The 18,437-nt window shown below is 63.2% G+C and carries 19 protein-coding genes; 3 read left to right on the top strand and 16 right to left on the bottom strand.

Annotation, left to right across the window (positions count from 1 at the left end; translation table 11 throughout):
• Positions 1–26: 26 nt before the first annotated feature.
• From aat to FKL89_RS10055, 4 genes are read right to left on the bottom strand one after another with little or no spacing between them, the layout of a single operon-like run.
• Complete coding sequence (aat, locus tag FKL89_RS10070; protein WP_156862630.1) at positions 27–761, bottom strand: leucyl/phenylalanyl-tRNA--protein transferase; 735 nt, start codon at positions 759–761, stop codon at positions 27–29.
• A gap of 16 nt (positions 762–777) precedes the next feature.
• Positions 778–1,605 carry an ABC transporter permease gene (locus FKL89_RS10065; protein ID WP_156862629.1) on the bottom strand — a complete coding sequence of 276 codons (828 nt, stop codon included), beginning with the start codon at positions 1,603–1,605 and terminating at the stop codon, positions 778–780.
• Positions 1,602–2,348, bottom strand: coding sequence for an ABC transporter ATP-binding protein (locus FKL89_RS10060; RefSeq protein ID WP_156862628.1), 747 nt, complete (start codon positions 2,346–2,348; stop codon positions 1,602–1,604). Before FKL89_RS10060 ends, FKL89_RS10065 begins: the two co-directional genes overlap by 4 nt.
• Positions 2,342–3,049, bottom strand: coding sequence for a Rieske (2Fe-2S) protein (locus tag FKL89_RS10055; RefSeq protein WP_156862627.1), 708 nt, complete (start codon positions 3,047–3,049; stop codon positions 2,342–2,344). The genes FKL89_RS10060 and FKL89_RS10055 overlap by 7 nt, the downstream gene beginning before the upstream one ends.
• A 133-nt stretch (positions 3,050–3,182) precedes the next feature.
• On the opposite strand from FKL89_RS10055, the gene FKL89_RS10050 reads away from it, so the two are divergent.
• Genes FKL89_RS10050 through FKL89_RS10040 form a run of 3 tightly spaced genes read left to right on the top strand, consistent with a single transcriptional unit; the run spans position 3,183 to position 7,362 of the window.
• Entirely contained in the window at positions 3,183–4,118 is a 936-nt protein-coding gene (locus tag FKL89_RS10050; protein WP_238363572.1) for an AAA family ATPase, read from the top strand.
• Positions 4,119–4,147: 29 nt separating this feature from the next.
• Positions 4,148–5,224, top strand: a complete 1,077-nt coding sequence (locus FKL89_RS10045; protein WP_156862626.1) for a DUF58 domain-containing protein — start codon at positions 4,148–4,150, stop codon at positions 5,222–5,224.
• Positions 5,221–7,362, top strand: a complete 2,142-nt coding sequence (locus FKL89_RS10040) for a transglutaminase TgpA family protein (RefSeq protein ID WP_156862625.1) — start codon at positions 5,221–5,223, stop codon at positions 7,360–7,362. The genes FKL89_RS10045 and FKL89_RS10040 overlap by 4 nt, the downstream gene beginning before the upstream one ends.
• Positions 7,363–7,379: 17 nt before the next feature.
• Here FKL89_RS10040 and FKL89_RS10035 read toward each other — a convergent pair whose 3' ends face one another.
• From FKL89_RS10035 to paaA, 12 genes are all read right to left on the bottom strand, one after another.
• Positions 7,380–10,091 carry a bifunctional acetate--CoA ligase family protein/GNAT family N-acetyltransferase gene (locus FKL89_RS10035; protein ID WP_156862624.1) on the bottom strand — a complete coding sequence of 904 codons (2,712 nt, stop codon included), beginning with the start codon at positions 10,089–10,091 and terminating at the stop codon, positions 7,380–7,382.
• A gap of 123 nt (positions 10,092–10,214) precedes the next feature.
• Complete coding sequence (locus tag FKL89_RS10030; RefSeq protein ID WP_162527481.1) at positions 10,215–11,135, bottom strand: 2-dehydro-3-deoxygalactonokinase; 921 nt, start codon at positions 11,133–11,135, stop codon at positions 10,215–10,217.
• A complete protein-coding gene (moaE, locus tag FKL89_RS10025) occupies positions 11,132–11,590 on the bottom strand; it encodes a molybdopterin synthase catalytic subunit MoaE (RefSeq protein ID WP_156862622.1) in 459 nt (152 codons plus the stop codon). The genes FKL89_RS10030 and moaE overlap by 4 nt, the downstream gene beginning before the upstream one ends.
• 1 nt (position 11,591) lies before the next feature.
• Positions 11,592–11,849, bottom strand: coding sequence for a molybdopterin converting factor subunit 1 (moaD, locus tag FKL89_RS10020; RefSeq protein ID WP_156862621.1), 258 nt, complete (start codon positions 11,847–11,849; stop codon positions 11,592–11,594).
• A gap of 323 nt (positions 11,850–12,172) precedes the next feature.
• The gene (locus FKL89_RS10015; RefSeq protein WP_156862620.1) at positions 12,173–12,823 is read right to left on the bottom strand and encodes an outer membrane beta-barrel protein; all 651 of its coding nucleotides are present in this window, start codon (positions 12,821–12,823) and stop codon (positions 12,173–12,175) included.
• 121 nt (positions 12,824–12,944) lie between these two features.
• Positions 12,945–13,457, bottom strand: a complete 513-nt coding sequence (mobB, locus tag FKL89_RS10010) for a molybdopterin-guanine dinucleotide biosynthesis protein B (protein WP_156862619.1) — start codon at positions 13,455–13,457, stop codon at positions 12,945–12,947.
• A 9-nt stretch (positions 13,458–13,466) separates the two neighbouring features.
• Positions 13,467–14,252, bottom strand: a complete 786-nt coding sequence (locus tag FKL89_RS10005; protein WP_156862618.1) for an enoyl-CoA hydratase — start codon at positions 14,250–14,252, stop codon at positions 13,467–13,469.
• The gene (locus FKL89_RS10000) at positions 14,245–14,892 is read right to left on the bottom strand and encodes a TetR/AcrR family transcriptional regulator (RefSeq protein WP_156862617.1); all 648 of its coding nucleotides are present in this window, start codon (positions 14,890–14,892) and stop codon (positions 14,245–14,247) included. Before FKL89_RS10000 ends, FKL89_RS10005 begins: the two co-directional genes overlap by 8 nt.
• A 32-nt stretch (positions 14,893–14,924) precedes the next feature.
• A complete protein-coding gene (gene paaE / locus FKL89_RS09995) occupies positions 14,925–16,001 on the bottom strand; it encodes a 1,2-phenylacetyl-CoA epoxidase subunit PaaE (RefSeq protein WP_156862616.1) in 1,077 nt (358 codons plus the stop codon).
• A 36-nt stretch (positions 16,002–16,037) separates the two neighbouring features.
• Positions 16,038–16,775, bottom strand: a complete 738-nt coding sequence (gene paaC / locus FKL89_RS09990; RefSeq protein WP_156862615.1) for a 1,2-phenylacetyl-CoA epoxidase subunit PaaC — start codon at positions 16,773–16,775, stop codon at positions 16,038–16,040.
• Between the two features lie 90 nt (positions 16,776–16,865).
• Complete coding sequence (gene paaB, locus FKL89_RS09985; protein ID WP_156862614.1) at positions 16,866–17,174, bottom strand: 1,2-phenylacetyl-CoA epoxidase subunit PaaB; 309 nt, start codon at positions 17,172–17,174, stop codon at positions 16,866–16,868.
• Positions 17,171–18,175, bottom strand: a complete 1,005-nt coding sequence (gene paaA, locus FKL89_RS09980; protein ID WP_156862613.1) for a 1,2-phenylacetyl-CoA epoxidase subunit PaaA — start codon at positions 18,173–18,175, stop codon at positions 17,171–17,173. Before paaA ends, paaB begins: the two co-directional genes overlap by 4 nt.
• Between the last annotated feature and the right edge of the window lie 262 nt (positions 18,176–18,437).

The raw sequence follows: 18,437 nt of genomic DNA, 5'->3' as shown, positions 1-18,437 counted from the left end.
GCAGCGTTCGCTAACCCGCCATTCCCTTAGGCCGTCTTCGCCGTCCTAGTCAGGCTGGCGCCGAGGTCGGCGTCAAATTGCCATCGACCCTGCAGTGAAACGTCTGCCGGGGAGTTTACCAACCGCTGCAGCCGTTGCAGAAATTCCGCCCGCCGTATCGGCGCTGCGCCAAGGGATGCCAGATGATCGGTGTTCTGCTGGCAATCGACCAGCTCAAACTGCCAGCGACGCAACTGCTCCACCAAGTGGGCGAAGGCGATCTTTGACGCGTCGGTGCGTCGCATGAACATGCTCTCGCCAAAGAACACGCGTCCAAGTGCAATGCCGTAGAGTCCGCCGACGAGCTCACCATCGACCCAAGTCTCCACCGAGTGCGCCAAGCCTCGCTTGTGCAGTTGAGTGTAGGCAGCGATGATCGCCTCGCTGATCCAGGTGCCGTCCTGATCCGGCCGAAGCTCGGCGCAGGCGCGCATCACCGCCTCGAAGCTGCTGTCGACCCGCACCTCGTACACCGTATTGCGCAATGTCTTGCGCAGACTGCGATGCAGGCGGAAATCCTGCGGTCGCAACACCATGCGGGGATCCGGGCTCCACCACAGCACCGGCTGACCCTCGCTGTACCAAGGGAAGATGCCTTGGCCATAGGCATCCAGCACGCGGTCAGCGGTCAGCTCGAGCCCGGCGCAGAGCAAGCCATTGGGATCGGTCAGCGCGTCGGTTGCCGGCGGGAATGCATCACCGCTGTCAAGCCAGGCAATCATGCGCTCGGCCGAATCATCACTCGCCCATCTGCAGCAACAGGCCACGACGGCGTCCTGCCTCGACCAGTTGCCGGAACACGATTGCGCCAAAGCCAAGATAGGCAACGGCAATGGCCAGCGACCACGCGAGCAAGTCCCAGCGAGCCTGCCCATCAATGAGGGCCGCACGCATCGCTTCGAACGTCCAGGCTGTAGGCATCGCCAACGCCACCCACTGCAACCATTGGGGCAGCACTGCAACCGGGTAGTAAGCCCCCGACAACGGCCCGATCAGGAACACTACAGCCCAGCCGATTTCCTCCGCGCCCAGACCAAAACGCAACACCAGACCGTTGGCAATCAGACCAATCGCCCAGCCGAACACCAGCAGGCACCCCAGACAACCCGCCAGCACGGCAACCTGCCCAACGACGCGCAGATCGAAAAAGACGACTGCGACGAGCAAAGCCATGCCAGAGCCGATCACGACCCGCAGTATGGACAGCAGCATCTGGGCGATGACAAACTCGTGCAGGCGCAGCGGGCTGACAAACAGATTGCCAAGATTGCGCGAATACATCTCTTCCAGAAACGAAAGAAACAACCCCAGCTCGCCGCGCACCAGCACATCCCACAGCAGTACGCCGGTCAGCAGAATGCCCGGCGCTGCCTGCAGTACGCTCTGGCTGCCGCTTTGCGCGGCCAGATACTTGGTCACGAACGCCCACACCAGCAACTGCATGACCGGGTAGTAGGCAAATGAAAGCAGGCGCGGCCATGACCGTCGGATCAGGTAGAAATGCCGCGCCATCATGGCGCCGATACGCCGCAGCCCACTGCCGCGTGCCGATCCTGCCGCACTCATGCTGGCTCCGCCCTCGAGATATCGAGGAACACGTCGTCCAGCGAGCTGCGCCCATACTTCGCCAGCAGCACGGCGGGCGACCCGTGGTCAACGATTTCACCCCGGCGCAGCATGATCACCTCATCGCACAGCCGCTCCACCTCGGCCATGTTGTGCGAGGCAAGCAGCATCGCGCAACCCGACTGGGCACGAAAGCGCTCCAGCAGCGAACGCATGCGGTCACCGACGTCCGGATCGAGCGATGCGGTGGGCTCATCCAGCAGCAAAAGCTCCGGCGAATTCAGCAGTGATTTGGCCAAGCTGACCCGTGTACGCTGGCCAGCCGAAAGATTGGCGTACGGTCGGTCTGCCACTTCAGTGAGGTCAAGCTCGGCGATCAGCTCTGCAATGCGCCGGCGGGCATCGTCAACGCCATAGAGTCCAGCGAAAACGCGCAGATTCTCGACCACCGACAGCCGCTTGGGCAGATCGACATAAGGGGATGTGAAGTTGATGCGCGGCAGGATGTCATAGCGGTGCTGCGCGAGCGGCAACCCCAGCAGCTCGATTGATCCCGACGACGGCGTCAGCACGCCCAGCAGCATGGAGAGCGTCGTTGTCTTGCCGGCGCCGTTGCCGCCCAGTAACGCGACCGTCTGCCCGCGACCAACGGAAAACGAGATTCCTCGCACGGCCTCGCTCGCGCCATAGGATTTGCGCAGATCGCGAACGACGACCGCCTGGTCCGCTGCCGCCGTCAGCATTGCGCCACGTTGCGGCAAAAGCGCGTCAGCTCCTGCAATTGGCTGGTCCGCCCCACCAGATCGCGCGCGCGACCACCAAACTCCATGCCCAGCTTGAAGTCGTACTTGCGGAAGAAAGCATCGAACTGGTCAGTACCGCGCAAGCCAATTGCGGTCAGGTTGCCTGTTTTCGCGTCGTAACTCAACTCAATCTGCGCCAGCGGAGCGGGTGCCGGCCCGGCAACAACGCGCGCGCCCTGCGCCGGGTCATACACCGAGTGATCAGCGCAGCAATGGATGCGCTCGGCTTCACTATGCGTTGACGCCGTCGCCTGAAAGCGGATAAAGCTCACCTCTTTCGCCGGATAGGCCAACTGGTGCGAACAGATCGCAGAAAACGCCACGATGGAACGGCTACGCCCCACCCCACCCACGTCGCGAGCCAAGTCAATCAGAAGGCATGGCGTTGCCACAAAGGGAAAGTGAAACAGATAGTTGGTGCGCGGCTGCAGCGAACGGCCGTTGAACGGGGCGCCACGTTCGTCCACCAGCAATGCTGCAGGATAGAGCCGACGTGTGTGGCCGCCGGGAGAGGAAGGCGCATTGGCAAGCGCCTCGCCACCGGCCAGAGCCGTGGCGAAACCGCACAGCGCCGCAGATGAGCATGCGGCGAGAAACTCCCGGCGCTGGTCGCAGTCAATACTGTCGTTGTCCGCCGTCAAGGTGACCCGCCCGAACCGCTATGCTCACGATAGTTCATCGAGTACTCCGGCAGACGTCTCAAATCGTCGCTCGCCAGCAGACGCTGAAACCGGACAATCCGCTTCTCCGTACTACGGACCAGGAAATATTTACGTGTCCCCATCGCCGCACATTGTGACCGCCAGCAAGCTGCTTGGCGAGATACATCAACAACTCGATTCGATTGTACTGGGCAAGTCCAGCGTCACCCGCCTCGCCGTAACCTGTCTGCTCGCGCAGGGGCATCTGCTGATTGAGGACGCGCCCGGACTAGGCAAGTCCACACTGGCGCTAGCGTTGGCCAAGACCTTCGGCCTGCAGTACACCAAGGTCGCCTGCACCAATGACTTGCTGCCGTCTGATTTGCTCGGGTTGTCTATCTGGGATAGCAGCGCACAGCAGATGCGGTTCACGGCCGGTCCGATCTTCGCGCAGTTGCTGCTGGCGGACGAACTCAACCGCGCTCCCTCAAAAACACAAAGTGCGTTGCTGGAGGCGATGGAGGAGCGGCAAGTCACCGTCGACGGTGAAACGCGGGCACTGCCGCAACCCTTTTTTGTCATTGCGACGCAGAACCCGCTTGACCAGGTCGGCGTCTCGCCGCTACCAGAATCACAGCTTGACCGCTTCATGATGCGCCTGACGTTGGGCTTTCCGGACGCCGACGCGGAAATCGCCCTGTTGCGCGGCGGCGACCGTCGAGGCGACGCGACGCGGCTGGGTGCAGTGATCACGGCCGACGCCCTGCTGCGGCTGCAAGCATTGATCGAGCAAGTTCATGTTGCCGATCCGATCCTGCGCTATATCCAGCAACTGCTCGCCGCCAGCCGCACCGGCGCCACCCGCCCGCTATCGCCACGCGCTGGTCTCGCGCTGCTGCGCGCTGCCCGTGCCGAGGCACTACAGACGGGCCGCGACCACGTGCTGCCGGACGACGTGCAGGCGGTCTGGGCAGCGGTCGTCGGTCACCGGCTGGGAGCCAGCCACGACAGCCTGGGCAAGGGTGCCCAACTGGCCAGCACGGTGCTCGCGGGCGTCGCGGCGCCCTAGCCGCACGCGAACAGAAGCAGCAGCCTGTCATGACGAGTCGCGCAACCGCTGCTCCTTCACCTTCGGCATCGCCACGTCCCGCAGATCGCTCATGGTGGCAGGAGACACGACGCCGGTGGGTAGGAAAGTGGACAACCGGTACCGGCCGCACGCCCACGGCAAGCGACTGTGTCGAGTTGATACAGCAGCGCATCTATCTGCTGCCCACCGGGCGCGGCCTGTTCCTCATCATCACGGCAATTCTGCTGCTGCTGGTGGGTGTCAATTACCAACTCTCGCTGGCCTATGTGGTCGCCTTTCTGCTGGCCGGACTGATGCAGGCCGCGCTGCTGGCCAGTTATCGCAACCTGAGCGGCCTGCTGGTGCGTTCAGGACGCTCGCCGCACACCCGGCCGGGCGAAACGTTGAGCTTTCCTGTCACAGTGACGTCGCCTGACCGCGAGCGCAGCGGTATTCGGCTGACAGCTGTGCTACGTGGGGCACGTGTCGTCACCGGCCCACTGACGGCCGCGGCCGATGCGGTCACACCGACCGCGATCGCCACGCCCATACCAGAACAGAGTGATGCTCGCGGCATCGTCCCGCTCGGTCGCATCACGGTCGAATCTCGTGCCCCCTATGGACTGGTGCGGGCATGGAGTTATGTTCACTTCGACTGGATCGGCATCATCGAACCAACCCCCGAATCCCCGGCACCACCACTGCCGCTGAGCGCTGGCGACGACGATGGGCACAGCGCCCGCACCGCGATGCACGTGGCACACGACCCCGACAGCCTGCGCGAATATGTTGCTGGCGATTCATTGAAGCGGGTGGCCTGGAAGCAGGTTGCCAAGTCAGGGCGCTGGTACACCCGCACCGGCGACAGCGGCGCCCGGCAGGAGATTGATCTCAACTGGCAGGCAACACAACTCGCTGACACCGAGGCGCGCCTCTCGCGCATGGCGTCGTGGGTGATACGCGCCGATAACGAAGGCTGTGCCTACACACTCAGCCTGCCGAATGGCCGCCTGGAAATGGCCGACGGCGCGCAGCAACTCGCCGACGCGATGCTGCTGTTGGCCATCTATCCGAAGCGTCACGAAGAGATCGGAGGCCTGCGTTGAGTGCCACCCCCACAGCGCCAGCGGGCGTTGCTACGTGGCGCCGCTGGTTTGCTTTCGGCCGGAAGAAGCGCGTTAACCAGCCAGTCAACGCGATTGCGGACCCGGACCTTCGGGCACGCCGCTTCCTGGCGCTCGCCGTGGCGTCATCACAGGCGGCCAACGTCACCTCGGTCAATACGCCCATCCTGATCGCCGGCGCGCTGGCTTTGCTGCTGGCACTCATCGTTCGTCAGCCGCCGCGAAGCTTTGTCTGGCGAACGCTGCTGATGCTGGCTACCATTGGTGCGGGCGTGCTGGTCTTCATGCAATACGGCAAGCTCTTTGCCCGTGATTCCGGCATCGCGCTGCTATTCATCTTCGGCCCGCTCAAACTGCTGGAGGCGAAGTCCACCCGCGACTTCATGGTGGTGTGGGGGCTCGGACTGATGCTCTACGTCACCAGCTTTTTCGAGAACCTCGGCCTGCTGGCCGCGCTGAGCGTACCGGCGGTGATCGTGGTCTACGTGACAGCGCTGCGCCTGTTCGATGCACCTGCCACTACTAGCAGTCAATCAACCAGCGTTGAAAACACCATCTGGCGTCACGCGGTCGGCGCAACTGCGCACCTGGCGCTCGGCATTCCGCTGGCGGCGATGCTCTTTATCCTTTTCCCGCGAGCCACTGCGCCACTCTGGGGCAGGCTTGAGGCACCGACGGCAAGAACCGGGCTTTCCGAAGAGATGTCGCCGGGCCAAATTGCGCAACTCATCCTGTCAAAAGAGACTGCATTCCGCGTTGAATTCGACAAGCGCCGACCGCCTCAGCAGGCGCTCTACTGGCGCGGCCCCGTGTTGCGCGAGTTCGACGGCAAAACCTGGAGCGGTGGCGCAGAAACGATGTCACGCATGCGCGGCAACTTCATCCCGTTCACGCCCGCCGAACACGCACGCGAAGCCATTGAATACACCGTGACCGCGGAACGGCAGGACACACGCTGGCTTCCGATTCTCGAAATGCCGATTGCCTACCCGGTCGGTCCGGCGGTGGAGACCACCGCGTTCCTGTCCGACGCGCAACAGATTGGTGTGCGGCGCGCGCCCGGTGGTGCCGTGCAGTACCGCGCGCAATCGTTCGCACGAGGCAGTTACGCCGCCCCTGAGCCGGAACCCGGTACCAGCGAACTGAGAACGGGTCCGCGCACATGGAACACTCGCGCACGTGCCCTCGCATCGGAGCTGGCCGGCGCGCACCCGGAGCCCGCCGACCGTGTGCGTGCGCTGCTTGGTTACTTCAATAGCGAAAAGTTCTTCTACACCCTGAACCCGCCGCTCTACGGCGACGCTCGCGGCACCACAGCGATTGACGAGTTCCTGTTCGATGGCCGCCGCGGATTTTGCGAGCACTATGCGGGTGCAACGGTGTTTCTGTTACGTGCGAGCGGAATCCCGGCACGCGTTGTCACCGGGTACCAAGGCGGTGAGTACCACCCGTCCGGTCACCTGATCGTACGCCAAAGCGACGCGCATGCCTGGGTCGAGGCATGGCTTGACGGCTACTGGACGCGCATTGATCCCACGGCAGCGGTGGCTCCTGATCGCGTCGAGCGCGGACTGCAGGAGGCCCTGCCCGAAACCGAGCGCCTGCTGGTGTCCGCCAGCAGTTGGCTGTCGTTCACGGGTTTCAACGTGTTGTGGGAGGAGGCTAATTTCGCCTACACCAAGTGGGTCATCGGTTTTGACCGCGATCGCCAGCGCGAGCTGCTGAAAGACTTGGGGCTCGGCGGAATGAGCCCCTTCACTGCGCTCGGCTGGATGCTGCTTGCAATCACGGCGAGCGGCGCGCTGATGGGCGCCGCCTGGTGGTTCTGGCTGGCGCGACAGGAACGTCAGCTAGACCCGTGGTTGCGCGCATGGCGCCAGTTGCGCAAGCGACTCATTGCTGCAGGGCTACCGGTTGAAAGTCGACACACGGTAAGCACTACCATGACAATGGCAGCCCAGCGCTGGCCGGAGCACGCTGACACATTTGCCGCTTTTGCGACCGGTTACAACGCAGCAAGGTTTGCGGAGAAGATCGGCCCCGACACTTCCAGACCGAAAGTCATCACCGCCATTCCATATGCGTGGCAGCTGCGGAGAGCGGCGGCGCGGTCGGTCTGAGACGCGTTGAGACGCCCCTAGTCAGCCAGAGTTCGCAATGCGATCCGCTCGCCCGGATCATCGGGATTCGGTTGAATCACGAAACCGAGCGATTCGCAGAACTTGAGCATGCGCGGATTCTCGCGCAGCACGATGCCTTCGATCTCGCGATAGCCACGCAGACGGGCCGCGTCGAACAGTCTTTGCATTAGCGTGCGGGCCAGGCCGTTGCCATGCATGCTTTCTTCTACGACGATTGCAAACTCGCAGCGCTCCGGAATGGTGGTCGGCGTGATACGCGCGACACCGACGATCTTCTGCTCCAGGCCCTCGCCAACCACGCCTACCAACGCCAGTTCGCGGCCGTAGTCGATCTGCGTAAAGCGCTCAATCATCGCCGCTGGCAGCTCGCGCACCGGCATCATGAAGCGGAAGTAAAGGGTCTCCGGTGACAGCCGCGAGATGAATTCGCGTTCACGTGTCGCATCTTCCGGCTGGATCGGGCGGATCAGCAAATCAGTACCGTCGCGCAGCGTCACGCGCTCTTCAAGCTCACGCGGATAGGGATAAACAGCGAGATGGCCGTAGCGTCCAAGCCGCCGCAGTGCCGTGACCTTGCTCCGCTCCTTCAGCACCACACGGGCATCCACCGCCACCGTGCCGTGCTCATAGGCAATCACCGGGTTCAGGTCGCAGGCGGCAATCTCCGGGCAGGCACAGGCCAGCGTCGAGAAGCGCAGCATCATGGTGGTCAGGGCCTCGCGATTGATGGCGGGCACATTGCTGTAGGCATCGAGCAGTCGCGACACACGGGTGCGATTGATCATGTTGTTGATCAGCACATCGTTGACCGGTGGCAATTCGAACGCGACGTCGTCCAGCCGCTCCACCGCGATGCCACCGGCACCAAATGCCAGCACGGTGCCAAAAGTGGGATCGTTGGCGATACCAAGATAGAGCTCACGTTGCCCGCGCTGTCGCACGTAAGGCTGCACTGTCAACCCGATGACACGGGCATCGGGTGCGCGATGGCCGACTTCCTCAAAAATCGCTGTCGCCGCACGACGAACGCTTTCACCGTCACGCAGATCAAGGCGCACGCCGCCCATCTCGGTCTTATGCGCAATGTCCGGAGAAACCACCTTGAGCACCACCGGATAGCCAAAGCTGTCCGCCAGTGTTACGGCTTCGGTCGGCGTTCGCGCGATACCGGTGTTGGTCATCGCAATGCCGAATGCGCTCAGCAACTGCCGCGCCTCGTGGGCGTATAGCAGCGTACGGCCTTCAGCCCAGACGTGCTCGAAAAGCTTCTGCGCGTCGTCAAGGCGCGGCACGAAACCATCCACGCTCTGCTCCGGCACCTGGCGCAGCAACGACTGATTGCGCGCGAACGTCTCCAGAAAGCCGATGGCGTCCACTGCGTTTTCGGTGCTGAGGAACTGCGGGATCCGCGCCTGATCCAGCTTGATGCGCGCGGCGGCCACGCTGGGGCCACCGCCCAGCACCGCGAGAACGGTCTTGCGATACTGCGCGCTGGCCGCGATGATCTCGTTCGCCACGTCGTCCGCGCTGACGATCGCCTGCGGTGAGAACAGCACCAGAACCACATCGACGTGCTCATCGGCGAGCACGGCGTTCATCGCCACCCGATAGCGCTCTGCGGTTGCATCACCTGCGAGGTCCAGCGGATTACCAACGTGGGCATGCTTGGGCAACGCCGATCGTAGCGCCTGATAGGTTATCTCCGTCAGTGGCGCCAGCGTGAGTTTTTGCTCGCGGACCGCGTCAGCGGCGACCAGTCCGGGCCCGCGTCCGTTGGTGATGGCCACCACCCGCTGCTGCGTTCGCGAATGGGTGCCGGTCAACAGGCGGGCTGCGGCCACCATCTGCATGGCCGTCTGCACCCGCACCGCGCCGGCGCGGGCAATGGCGGCCTCGAAGATGCGGTCGTGCTGCGCCAATACGTTGGCGTGGGTGCCATCCGGCTCGCGGTGCAGATCGGCGCGATCCGCCTTCAGCACGATCACCGGTTTCATCCGCGAAATCTGCCGCACGCCTGACATGAAGGCAGGCGCGTTCTTCACCTCCTCAATGTAGAGCAGCACATCAGAGGTCTGCGCATCGAAGGTGAAATAGTCGAGCAGTTCACCGAAATCAAGGTCAAGCGAGGCGCCCAGCGACAGCAGACTGGAGAACCCGATCGACGAGCCGGCAACGAAATCACGAAGGATCGAGAGCCACGCGCCGGACTGCGACAACACGGCCAGCGATCCAGCTGACGGCATGGTGTCGACGTCTGTCATCGCCGATGCATCGAGCGCAATGCGCGGCCGCAGCAGCCCGCGCGCATTGGGCCCGACCAGACGCACGCGCGCTGCACGCGCAACGTCGGCCAGCTTCTGCGTCGCGGCGAGGTCAGCATCGCTGCTGCCGGAGCCAAAGCCATGCGACAGCATCAGCGCATGGTTGCAGCCACTGGCACCACACTCGCGCAGAATGGCAGCACACGACGACGCTGGGGCCGCGATGAGCGCCAGATCAACGCGCTCGGGCAGATCGGTCATCTTCGCGTAGCAGGGTTCGCCGAACACCTCCTTGTGTTTGGGGTTCACCGCGTAGGCACGACCTGCGTACGGGTGCGCACGCAGTCGCTTCCAGACAGCACGACCGAGGCTGCCCTCGCGCTCCGAGGCACCGACCACCGCCACCGACTGCGGTTCAAACAACTTGCCAAGCTTGTGTTGAGACATGCGGCGATTCTAGGTCTCGTGCGTGGAGCAAATGCCCCAGCAATTGACCTATTTCTGCAATGTTTGACGCAAGTTCATGGGCGGTGAAATTGCCGCAACGTCGCCGTCACCGCCAGCACCAAATCAGCGCAACCACTGCGCCACCTGCCAAAGCCCGGCTGCAGTGGCCTGATCGGCATCTTTTGCGTCGCACTGCAGGCCGAACGCCGCGGCAATGCGTTCATACCAGGGCCGCAGTGCGGCGCTGGCGATCAGCGTGATCCGGCGAGCATCGGGATACATCGCTGTCGCCGCTGCGAATTCACATCCCAGCAGCCAGCCAGCCAGCACTGTGCTGATTTCCGGGCTGCTTTTCTGACCGGTAACGACCGATGCACGCAACACAAACAGATCGTGCAGCCACGAAGCAGCGCCGCCCCGCGCATAGTTGACGCCAAGATCAATGGCGGCAGCGTCCGCAAGTTCCGGCGCAGCGTTGGCCGCTTTGCCGATCGAGCTGTGGTCGCGCAACAGCGCGTTCATCTCGCCGGTGAGAAAGGTCGCGAAATTCTGCACTCGGCCATCCGTGACCTGAACCCACTTGCTGTGCGTGCCTGGCAGCACAACAACCCCATCGCGCACGCCCGCGCCTGCCAGTTGCGTCTCTTCACCGCGCATGACGTCGGGCTCGTCGCTCCTCATGCCAGGGATGATCGCCAGTGGACGGCCGACGCTGGTATTGACGAACGCGGCCGCTGTCGCCAGTTCGTAGACACCCGCGCCGCAGGGCACATACGCCGCCTCCCGCCAGCCGCTGCGAGCGCCAACCATGCCGCAAGCAATCAACGAAGCTGCAGGCGACGCCGCTGCCCAGTCACCGACCAGTCGCGACAGCGCGGCGTCGAATGCCGCTGCAGTGGTGAGCGTCAGCGCGCCGTCGCGGCCGTGCCGCTGCGCGAGCACTAGGCCAGCGCCATCAAACGCATAGGCGCGCAGATGCGTGCTGCCCCAGTCGAGGCCGATGCAGGCGATGGCCGCAGCGTCGAGAGCAGCGGGTTCGCTCACTGCTGCCAGCGCTCGGCTGCTGCGTCATCACTGCTACGCGCATCGACCCAGCGCTCGCCCTGTGGCGTGCTCTCGCGCTTCCAGAACGGCGCCCGGGTCTTGAGGAAGTCCATGATGAATTCGCACGCCGCGAACGCTTCGCCGCGATGCGCACTGGTCACCGCGACAAACACGATCTGGTCAAGCGGGCGCAGCTCGCCCACACGATGGATGATCAGCGAATCAAAAATGTCCCAGCGCGTTTTGGCTTCGGTGGCGATCTTTTCCAGCTCGCGCTCGGTCATGCCGGGATAGTGCTCCAGATACATCAGGCCGACCGCATCGCCCTCGTTGATGTCGCGCACGCAGCCGATGAAGCTCGCCACCGCGCCGACCGCCGGATTGCCTTCACGCAGCGCGCGGATTTCAGCACCGACGTCAAAATCCCCTGTCTGCACCCGAACAACGCTGCCCACGTCAGCCCCCGGTCACCGGCGGAAAGATCGCCACTTCGTCGCCAGAGCGGATCGGATGCTCGGCGGTCACCACTTCCTGGTTGACGGCCACACGAAATGCGCGCCCGGGTGCCAGCTCCGCTGCGAACTCGCCGCCGCGCGCCCGCAGGGCTGCCAGCAGGTCGGCAACGGTGACAGTAGCGTCGGTCAATGCAAAGGTCTCGCGGGCAACGCCAAAGCGTTCACGCAACCGGGCAAGGAAAAGCAGTTGAATCGTCATGCCCCGATTTTAGGATTCAGCTCACAGTTGCTTGCCGGTCGAGCCACGAACGCTGCACGAGTCGACAAATCGCCGCACTGCGTGAATTTGCGACGCTTTCAGCTTTACGACGAAAGCGTCATCGATACTGGGCTTAGCACATCAAAGCGTCGAATATCGACTATGGCGATTTCTTGCGCCTGGGCCTTTTCGGATGTGGTTTTCACCAAAAAGCTGACTGCGGCGAAGCCAAGTCGCTCAGGACACGGATTCGGGCGTCTGGCAGTGGAAACGGCGGCCAGGGAGCGACGATATGGTCGCCAAGCCGCAAAGAAGCGAAAGCGCTAGAACGACCAGCGAATGCCGAAGTTCACCGCGTCGCCATCAACATCGGTGCGCAGGCGATCCATGCCGAAGCGGGTGCCACGGGTCAGCTCAAGCTTGAGGCCCAGGCTGGACGTGATGTCGTAGCGCACGCCTACGCCATAGGAAATGGCGGTGCGATCCAGCGCGGAGGCGCTGGCGGACGCCCATTCCGGCGTCAGGCGGTTGTCGCCACGACCAACCCCCAGCTTGCCGAACACCGACAGCGAATTGCGCCAGTTGAAGGCAGAAACCACATCCACATTGACGTTCGGGCGCGATTCGGTCCAGCGCATGCCGTCGAACTTGAGACCCAGACTGGAGCGGATCAACGCTTCGCTACGGTCCGTGTTCAACGCGGCGCCGAGCGCCAGCCCGTTTTCGAACTGGTAGCCGCTGAAAGCGGTGTTACCGGCGTCACTGCCACGCGAGTACTCCAGCGCCTGCCCCAGCTTGAGTCCGGGGGCCGTGAAGCTCCACGCTTTTCCGCTCTGGCCAAAGCGCACTCCCGAGAAGTAGCCGCCATCCTGCGCCACGACAGCGGTCGGTGCAGACACCAGCCAGCCGAGCGCAACCACACCAGCGAGCGTGGAGGCTCGCAAACTGGGGCTGAATCGTGCTTGACAGGTCATATGACAATATTCCAACTTCACTCTGGCGAAGTCAACGAAAACCGGGCTTTCGGTTTGTAAAGTACGACATTGGCATGGGTCGTGTTGCACACAACCAACGCTGCATTGCAACAATTCGGTGCTACAGCGAAATCGCCCGTTCCAGTGCGAACTGGGCAATTCCGCTGACGCTGGATAGACCAAAGCGGCGCAAGGCAGGTTCCCGGACGGCGTCCGGCAGCGGATCGTCAGTGGCCAGCCCGACGATGTGCGGGTCAGTCGGGTAGAGCAGCGGTTTGCCCACGGCCGCCCGCCAGATCTCGATTTTTGGGATGGCTTCGCGCTTGTACCCCTCCACCAGCACCAGATCGCAGGCGCTGAATTTGCCCAGTGCCTCCGCCAGCGACAGCTCGGGCGCATCGCGCAACTCGTGCATGAGCGCCCATCGCGTCGCGGACGAGATGAGCACTTCCGTCGCCCCGGCCTCGCGATGGCGGAATGAGTCCTTGCCGGGATGGTCGACATCGAAACCGTGGTGGGCGTGCTTGATCAGCGACACCCGTTGACCCTGCCGCGCCAGCTCGGCGATGACCTGCTCGATAAGCGTCGTTTTGCCGCTTCCGGACCAGCCGGCAAAACCGAATACTCTCTGCATCGGGCGCGATCAGCGGTTCTTGAAATCCGGCTTGCGCTTCTCGACGAAGGCACGCATGCCCTCTTTCTGGTCGGCCAGCGCAAAGGTGCCATGAAACTCGCGGCGCTCGAACTGCAGCCCCTGCGTCAGCGTGGTCTCATAAGCGGCGTTGATCGATTCCTTCACCTTCATCACCGCCGGCAGCGACATGCTGGCGATCTTGCCGGCAGTGGCCAGCACGTCTTCCATCAATTTGTCGGCCGGAACAGTCCGTGCGACCAGCCCCGCCGCCTCGGCTTCTTGCGCCGACATGAAGCGGCCGGTCAGACACAGCTCCATGGCTTTCGCCTTGCCCACCGCGCGTGGCAGGCGTTGCGTGCCACCCAGGCCGGGAATGGTGCCGATGGTGATTTCCGGCTGGCCGAACTTCGCGGTGTCAGCGGCAATGATGAAGTCACACATCATGGCGAACTCGCAACCACCACCCAGCGCGTAGCCCGAAACCGCGGCGATCAGCGGTTTGCGCAGGCTCTTTGCAGCCTCCCAGTGGCGGGTGATGTAGTTGTCGTTGTAGACCTTGGCGTAGTCCCACTCCGCCATTGCGGCAATGTCCGCGCCAGCGGCAAAGGCTTTCTCGTTGCCGGTGACCACCATTACATGCACTGAAGGGTCGGCATCAAGCGTAGTGAGCACGCCAGCCAGCTCTTCTGCCAGCGCATCGTTCAGCGCATTCAGCACCTTCGGGCGGTTGAAGCGGATCAGCGCGACGCGGGCCGGGTTGTCAAGTTTTTCGACGGTGACCAGAGGTTCAGACATGATGTTTTCCAGATGCGGTTTTCGGTTTCTTGAGCGGAATGTGCTGCATACGGGCGGCGCCGCCATTGAGGCCGCCTTCGAGAATACCTACCACCGCTTCCGCGTACTGCGAGTAGGTGAGCGTCCCGCCCGGCTTGAGCCAGGTAAATGTCCAGTTCACTATGCCAAACACGCTCATGGTGAGCACCTTGGCCCGGCCTTCGTCGATCTGGTAGGTGCTGCTGATCAGGTCGGCAAACGCCTGCACCACGCTGCGCTCCAGCGCGATCACCGTCTCGCGCTCGGTCGGTGGCAGGTACTTGACGTCGTTGAGCAGCACGATATGCCGCGAGCGCGAGCTCTCGTATTCCCGTACAAAGCGGCGAATGGTCTCGGCCAGCGCCTCGCGGGCCGGCAAATCGCGTGACGCGACCTCGATCACCAACGACTGCAGGCGCGTCATGTAGGCATGCAGCAGGTCGTAGAGAATGGCGTCTTTCGACGCGTAATAGTGATAGAGCAGGCTCTTCGACACGCCGCAGCGTTGCGCCAGTTGCGCCATCGTGGCGCTCGGATAGCCCAGTTCCGCAAAGGCCTCCGCCGAGATATTGAGAATGGTGTCGCGTTGCAGCGAGTGGGCAGATGACGGACCGCGGGGCATGCGTTGATTCTATGCAAGCCAGGGCGAAAGGCTCAGCGCCCGTCGTAGCTGATGCGCACGCGGTCGGTCACCGGATGCGACTGGCAGGTCAGCACAAAGCCGCGATTCACCTCATATTCCTCCAGCGCGAAGTTGGCGTCCATGCGCACCTCGCCATCGAGCACTTGCGCACGACAGGTGCAGCAGACGCCCGCCTTGCAGGCGTAAGGCACATCAATGCCGGCAGCAAGCGCCACGTCGAGGATGGACTCGCCACGAAAGCCGACCTGGAGAACCCGCTCGATTCCATCGGCGATCACCGAAACCTGCGCCATCTCACCGACGTCAGGGTTCACCGCGCTGGGGTCGCTCGCCGTCACCTTGTTCGGTACGCCAAACAGCTCTTTGTGAATCCGGTCGTGCGCGATCCCGGCAGCCTCGCAGGCCGCAGCACAGGAAGCGATCATCTCGCCCGGCCCGCAGATGTAAACCTCGTCGAACGCTGCTGCACTGAGCGCGCCGGCAAACAGATCGGTGACTTTGGCGCCGTCCAGACGCCCGTTGGCAATCGGCGCTTCCTGCACCTCGCCGGACAGCGTGTGCATGAGCTGAAAGCGCGTGAGAAACCGGTCGCGCAAGTCTTCAAGCGCCTCCTTGAACACGATGTCCCTGACTCGACGGTTGCCATAGACCAGCGTCACCCTTGATGCCGGGTCAGTCTCCAGCAATGTCTTCAAGATCGAAAACACCGGCGTGATGCCGCTGCCAGCCGCCAGCAGCAGCACATTGCGCGGCCGGGAAGCCTCCGGTGTGAAAGTGAAATGACCGTCAGGCGGCAGAGCGTCGATCGCTTCCCCTTCGCGCAGCAGCGCATGCGCCCATTGCGAAAACTGGCCGCCATCGACCCGCTTGATCGCCACCTGCCAGCGCCCTTCGTGCGGCGCCGAACAAAGTGAATACGAACGGCGAAGCTCGCGATCGCCAACGTCGGCGCGCAGGGTGATGTACTGCCCCGCACGGTAGGCAAATTGCGACCGCAAGTCGGCGGGAATCTCGAACTCAACGACGATGCAGTCTGAGGTCTCGCGGGTGACGCTAGCTACTTGCAGCGTGTGAAAATGTAGTGCCATGTCAGGCCTTGTTCCTGTCGTGCAAAGGTAGCGTTGCTACCAGGTGGCACCGGCATGCTGCCGGGCGAGCGACTGCATTTCGGCAAGCAGTTCGGCACGGGCCAGTCGGGCGTTGCCAACGGCCGCCGCCACCGTCTCCGATGCTGCCGGCAGAAGCGCGGGCATCGGTACGGTCGCATCTGCGAATGCCGCAGCCACGGCGTCGGTCCATTGTCGCTGGTTGACTGCCGCGTCTGCACCGGCCATCGGTGTCGCCAGCATTTCCGGGCAAAGCGGCCACTGCGCATCTATCGCAGCCAGCAGCCGGCGACGCGATTCGTCGGTGCCGTCACCAAAGCGAACTACCCAGTCTCTTGCCTGACGCCACTGCACGCGGGCCTCCTTCGCCGCATTGGCCGCGACCGCCGCCACATCGCGATCAGCACTGGTGAGCCAGGCGTCCCAGATCGGAATTTGCCAGGCGGCCAGCAACATGGAGCGCAGCACGGTGTGCGCATAGTCCACGTTCGCAGCCGACGCCAGCGCGACGTTGCAGAAGTCTGCTGCGTCACGCAGATAAGCCAGCGAATCCTCGGTGGCACCGCCGCCGCGCCGCGCGGCGACGATTTGCAAGAGACCTCGCGCCTGTCCGATGGCGTCGAGCGCGGTGTTGGTCAGCGCGATGTCCTCTTCCAGCGCCGGGCCGTGGCCGCACCACTCAGACAGGCGATGACCCGATAGCAGGCAGGTGTCGGCCAGCGTCAGCAGGGATTGTTCCGGCAGAAATATGCTCATGTCGGGTCGATAGGCAAGGGACGATATGGGCGCAGGGTGATGCGCGTGGGCGCCAGTTCCGGTGCGGAATCACACTGGCAATCGGCAGCGCTACATGTGGCCGATTTCTTCCGGGATGTCGTAGAAAGTCGGGTGGCGGTAAATCTTGTTGGCCATCGGGTCGAAGTTTTCGCTCTTCTGCGTCGGATCGCTCGCGGTAATGGCGTTCGATGGCACCACCCAAATACTCACGCCTTCCTGCCGCCGCGTGTACACGTCGCGCGCCAGCGTCACCGCATGCTGCGCGTCGCTCGCGTGCAGGCTGCCCACATGCTTGTGGTCAAGCCCCGCCTTGCTGCGGATGAACACTTCGTAGAGTGGCCAGCCGCGGCTGTCCTTACTGTCTGCTGCGTTGCTCATGCGGCCTTCCGTTGCATTGCGTGAACCCTGTCGACCTGCTTCGCGGCGTGCGCCGTGGCGGCCTCGCGCACCCAGCGCCCGTCCTCGAACGCCTTGACGCGGTCATGCATGCGCTCGGCGTTGCAGGGGCCGTCGCCATTGACGACACGCCAGAACTCGTCCCAGTTGATCTTGCCGAAGTCGTAGTGACCGCGTTCCGCGTTCCACTTCAAATCGGGATCGGGCAAGGTCAGGCCCAGGTATTGCGCCTGCGGCACCGTCACATCGACAAACTTCTGGCGCAGATCATCGTTGCTGATGCGCTTGATGCCCCAGTTCATCGCCTGTCCGGAGTGTTGCGAGTCGGAGTCGTGCGGCCCGAACATCATCAGCGTCGGCCACCACCAGCGATTCACCGATTCCTGAGCCATGGCCTTTTGCGCTGCCGTGCCCTCGCACAGCGCTCGCACAATGTCGAAGCCCTGGCGCTGATGGAAGGATTCTTCCTTGCAGACGCGAATCATCGCCCGCGCGTACGGCCCGTAGCTGCAGCGGCAAAGCGGCACCTGGTTCATGATCGCCGCGCCGTCCACCAGCCAGCCGATGGTGCCGATGTCAGCCCACGTCTCGGTGCGGTAATTGAAGATGCTCGAATATTTGGCCTTGCCGGAATGCAGCGCCTCGATCAACTCATCGCGACTGACCCCCAACGTTTCCGCCGCGCTGTAGAGGTAAAGCCCGTGCCCGCCCTCGTCCTGCACCTTGGCGAGCAGGATTTCCTTGCGCTTGAGCGACGGCGCCCGCGTGATCCAGCCGCCCTCCGGCAGCATGCCCACCACCTCCGAGTGTGCGTGCTGCGAGATCTGGCGGATCAAGGTTTTGCGATAGGCCTCGGGCATCTCGTCCTGCGGCTCGATACGGTCGTCGCGGGCTACACGCGCCTCAAATTCGGTATCGGCGGCTGATTTGCTGCGAACCGCATTTTCAGTCACCGGAGCAACATCAATGGCTTGGGTATACATACACTTCTCGGGCGATTGATACGGGCTTTCGGGCGCTGCACCGTCTAGCGCCGCCATGCTGCAGCGATCCGACTGATATGGCGGCGTGGTCGCCAAACAACCCGCGCAACGTCAATGCAGCCTGTCTGCAAGTTGTTTGATCCAGCGCAAATAGTATTCCCGACCGACCGGTCAGTCAATATAGTGTTTCGATCGACTGCGGTCAGCCTGAAAGCCATCGCCTAGACACCCTCATCCCACTCAACCGCGCGGGACGACCGTA

Source organism: Casimicrobium huifangae (genome assembly GCF_009746125.1).
GTDB classification, from domain to species: domain Bacteria; phylum Pseudomonadota; class Gammaproteobacteria; order Burkholderiales; family Casimicrobiaceae; genus Casimicrobium; species Casimicrobium huifangae.
This window is presented reverse-complemented; position numbering and strand designations above follow the sequence as displayed.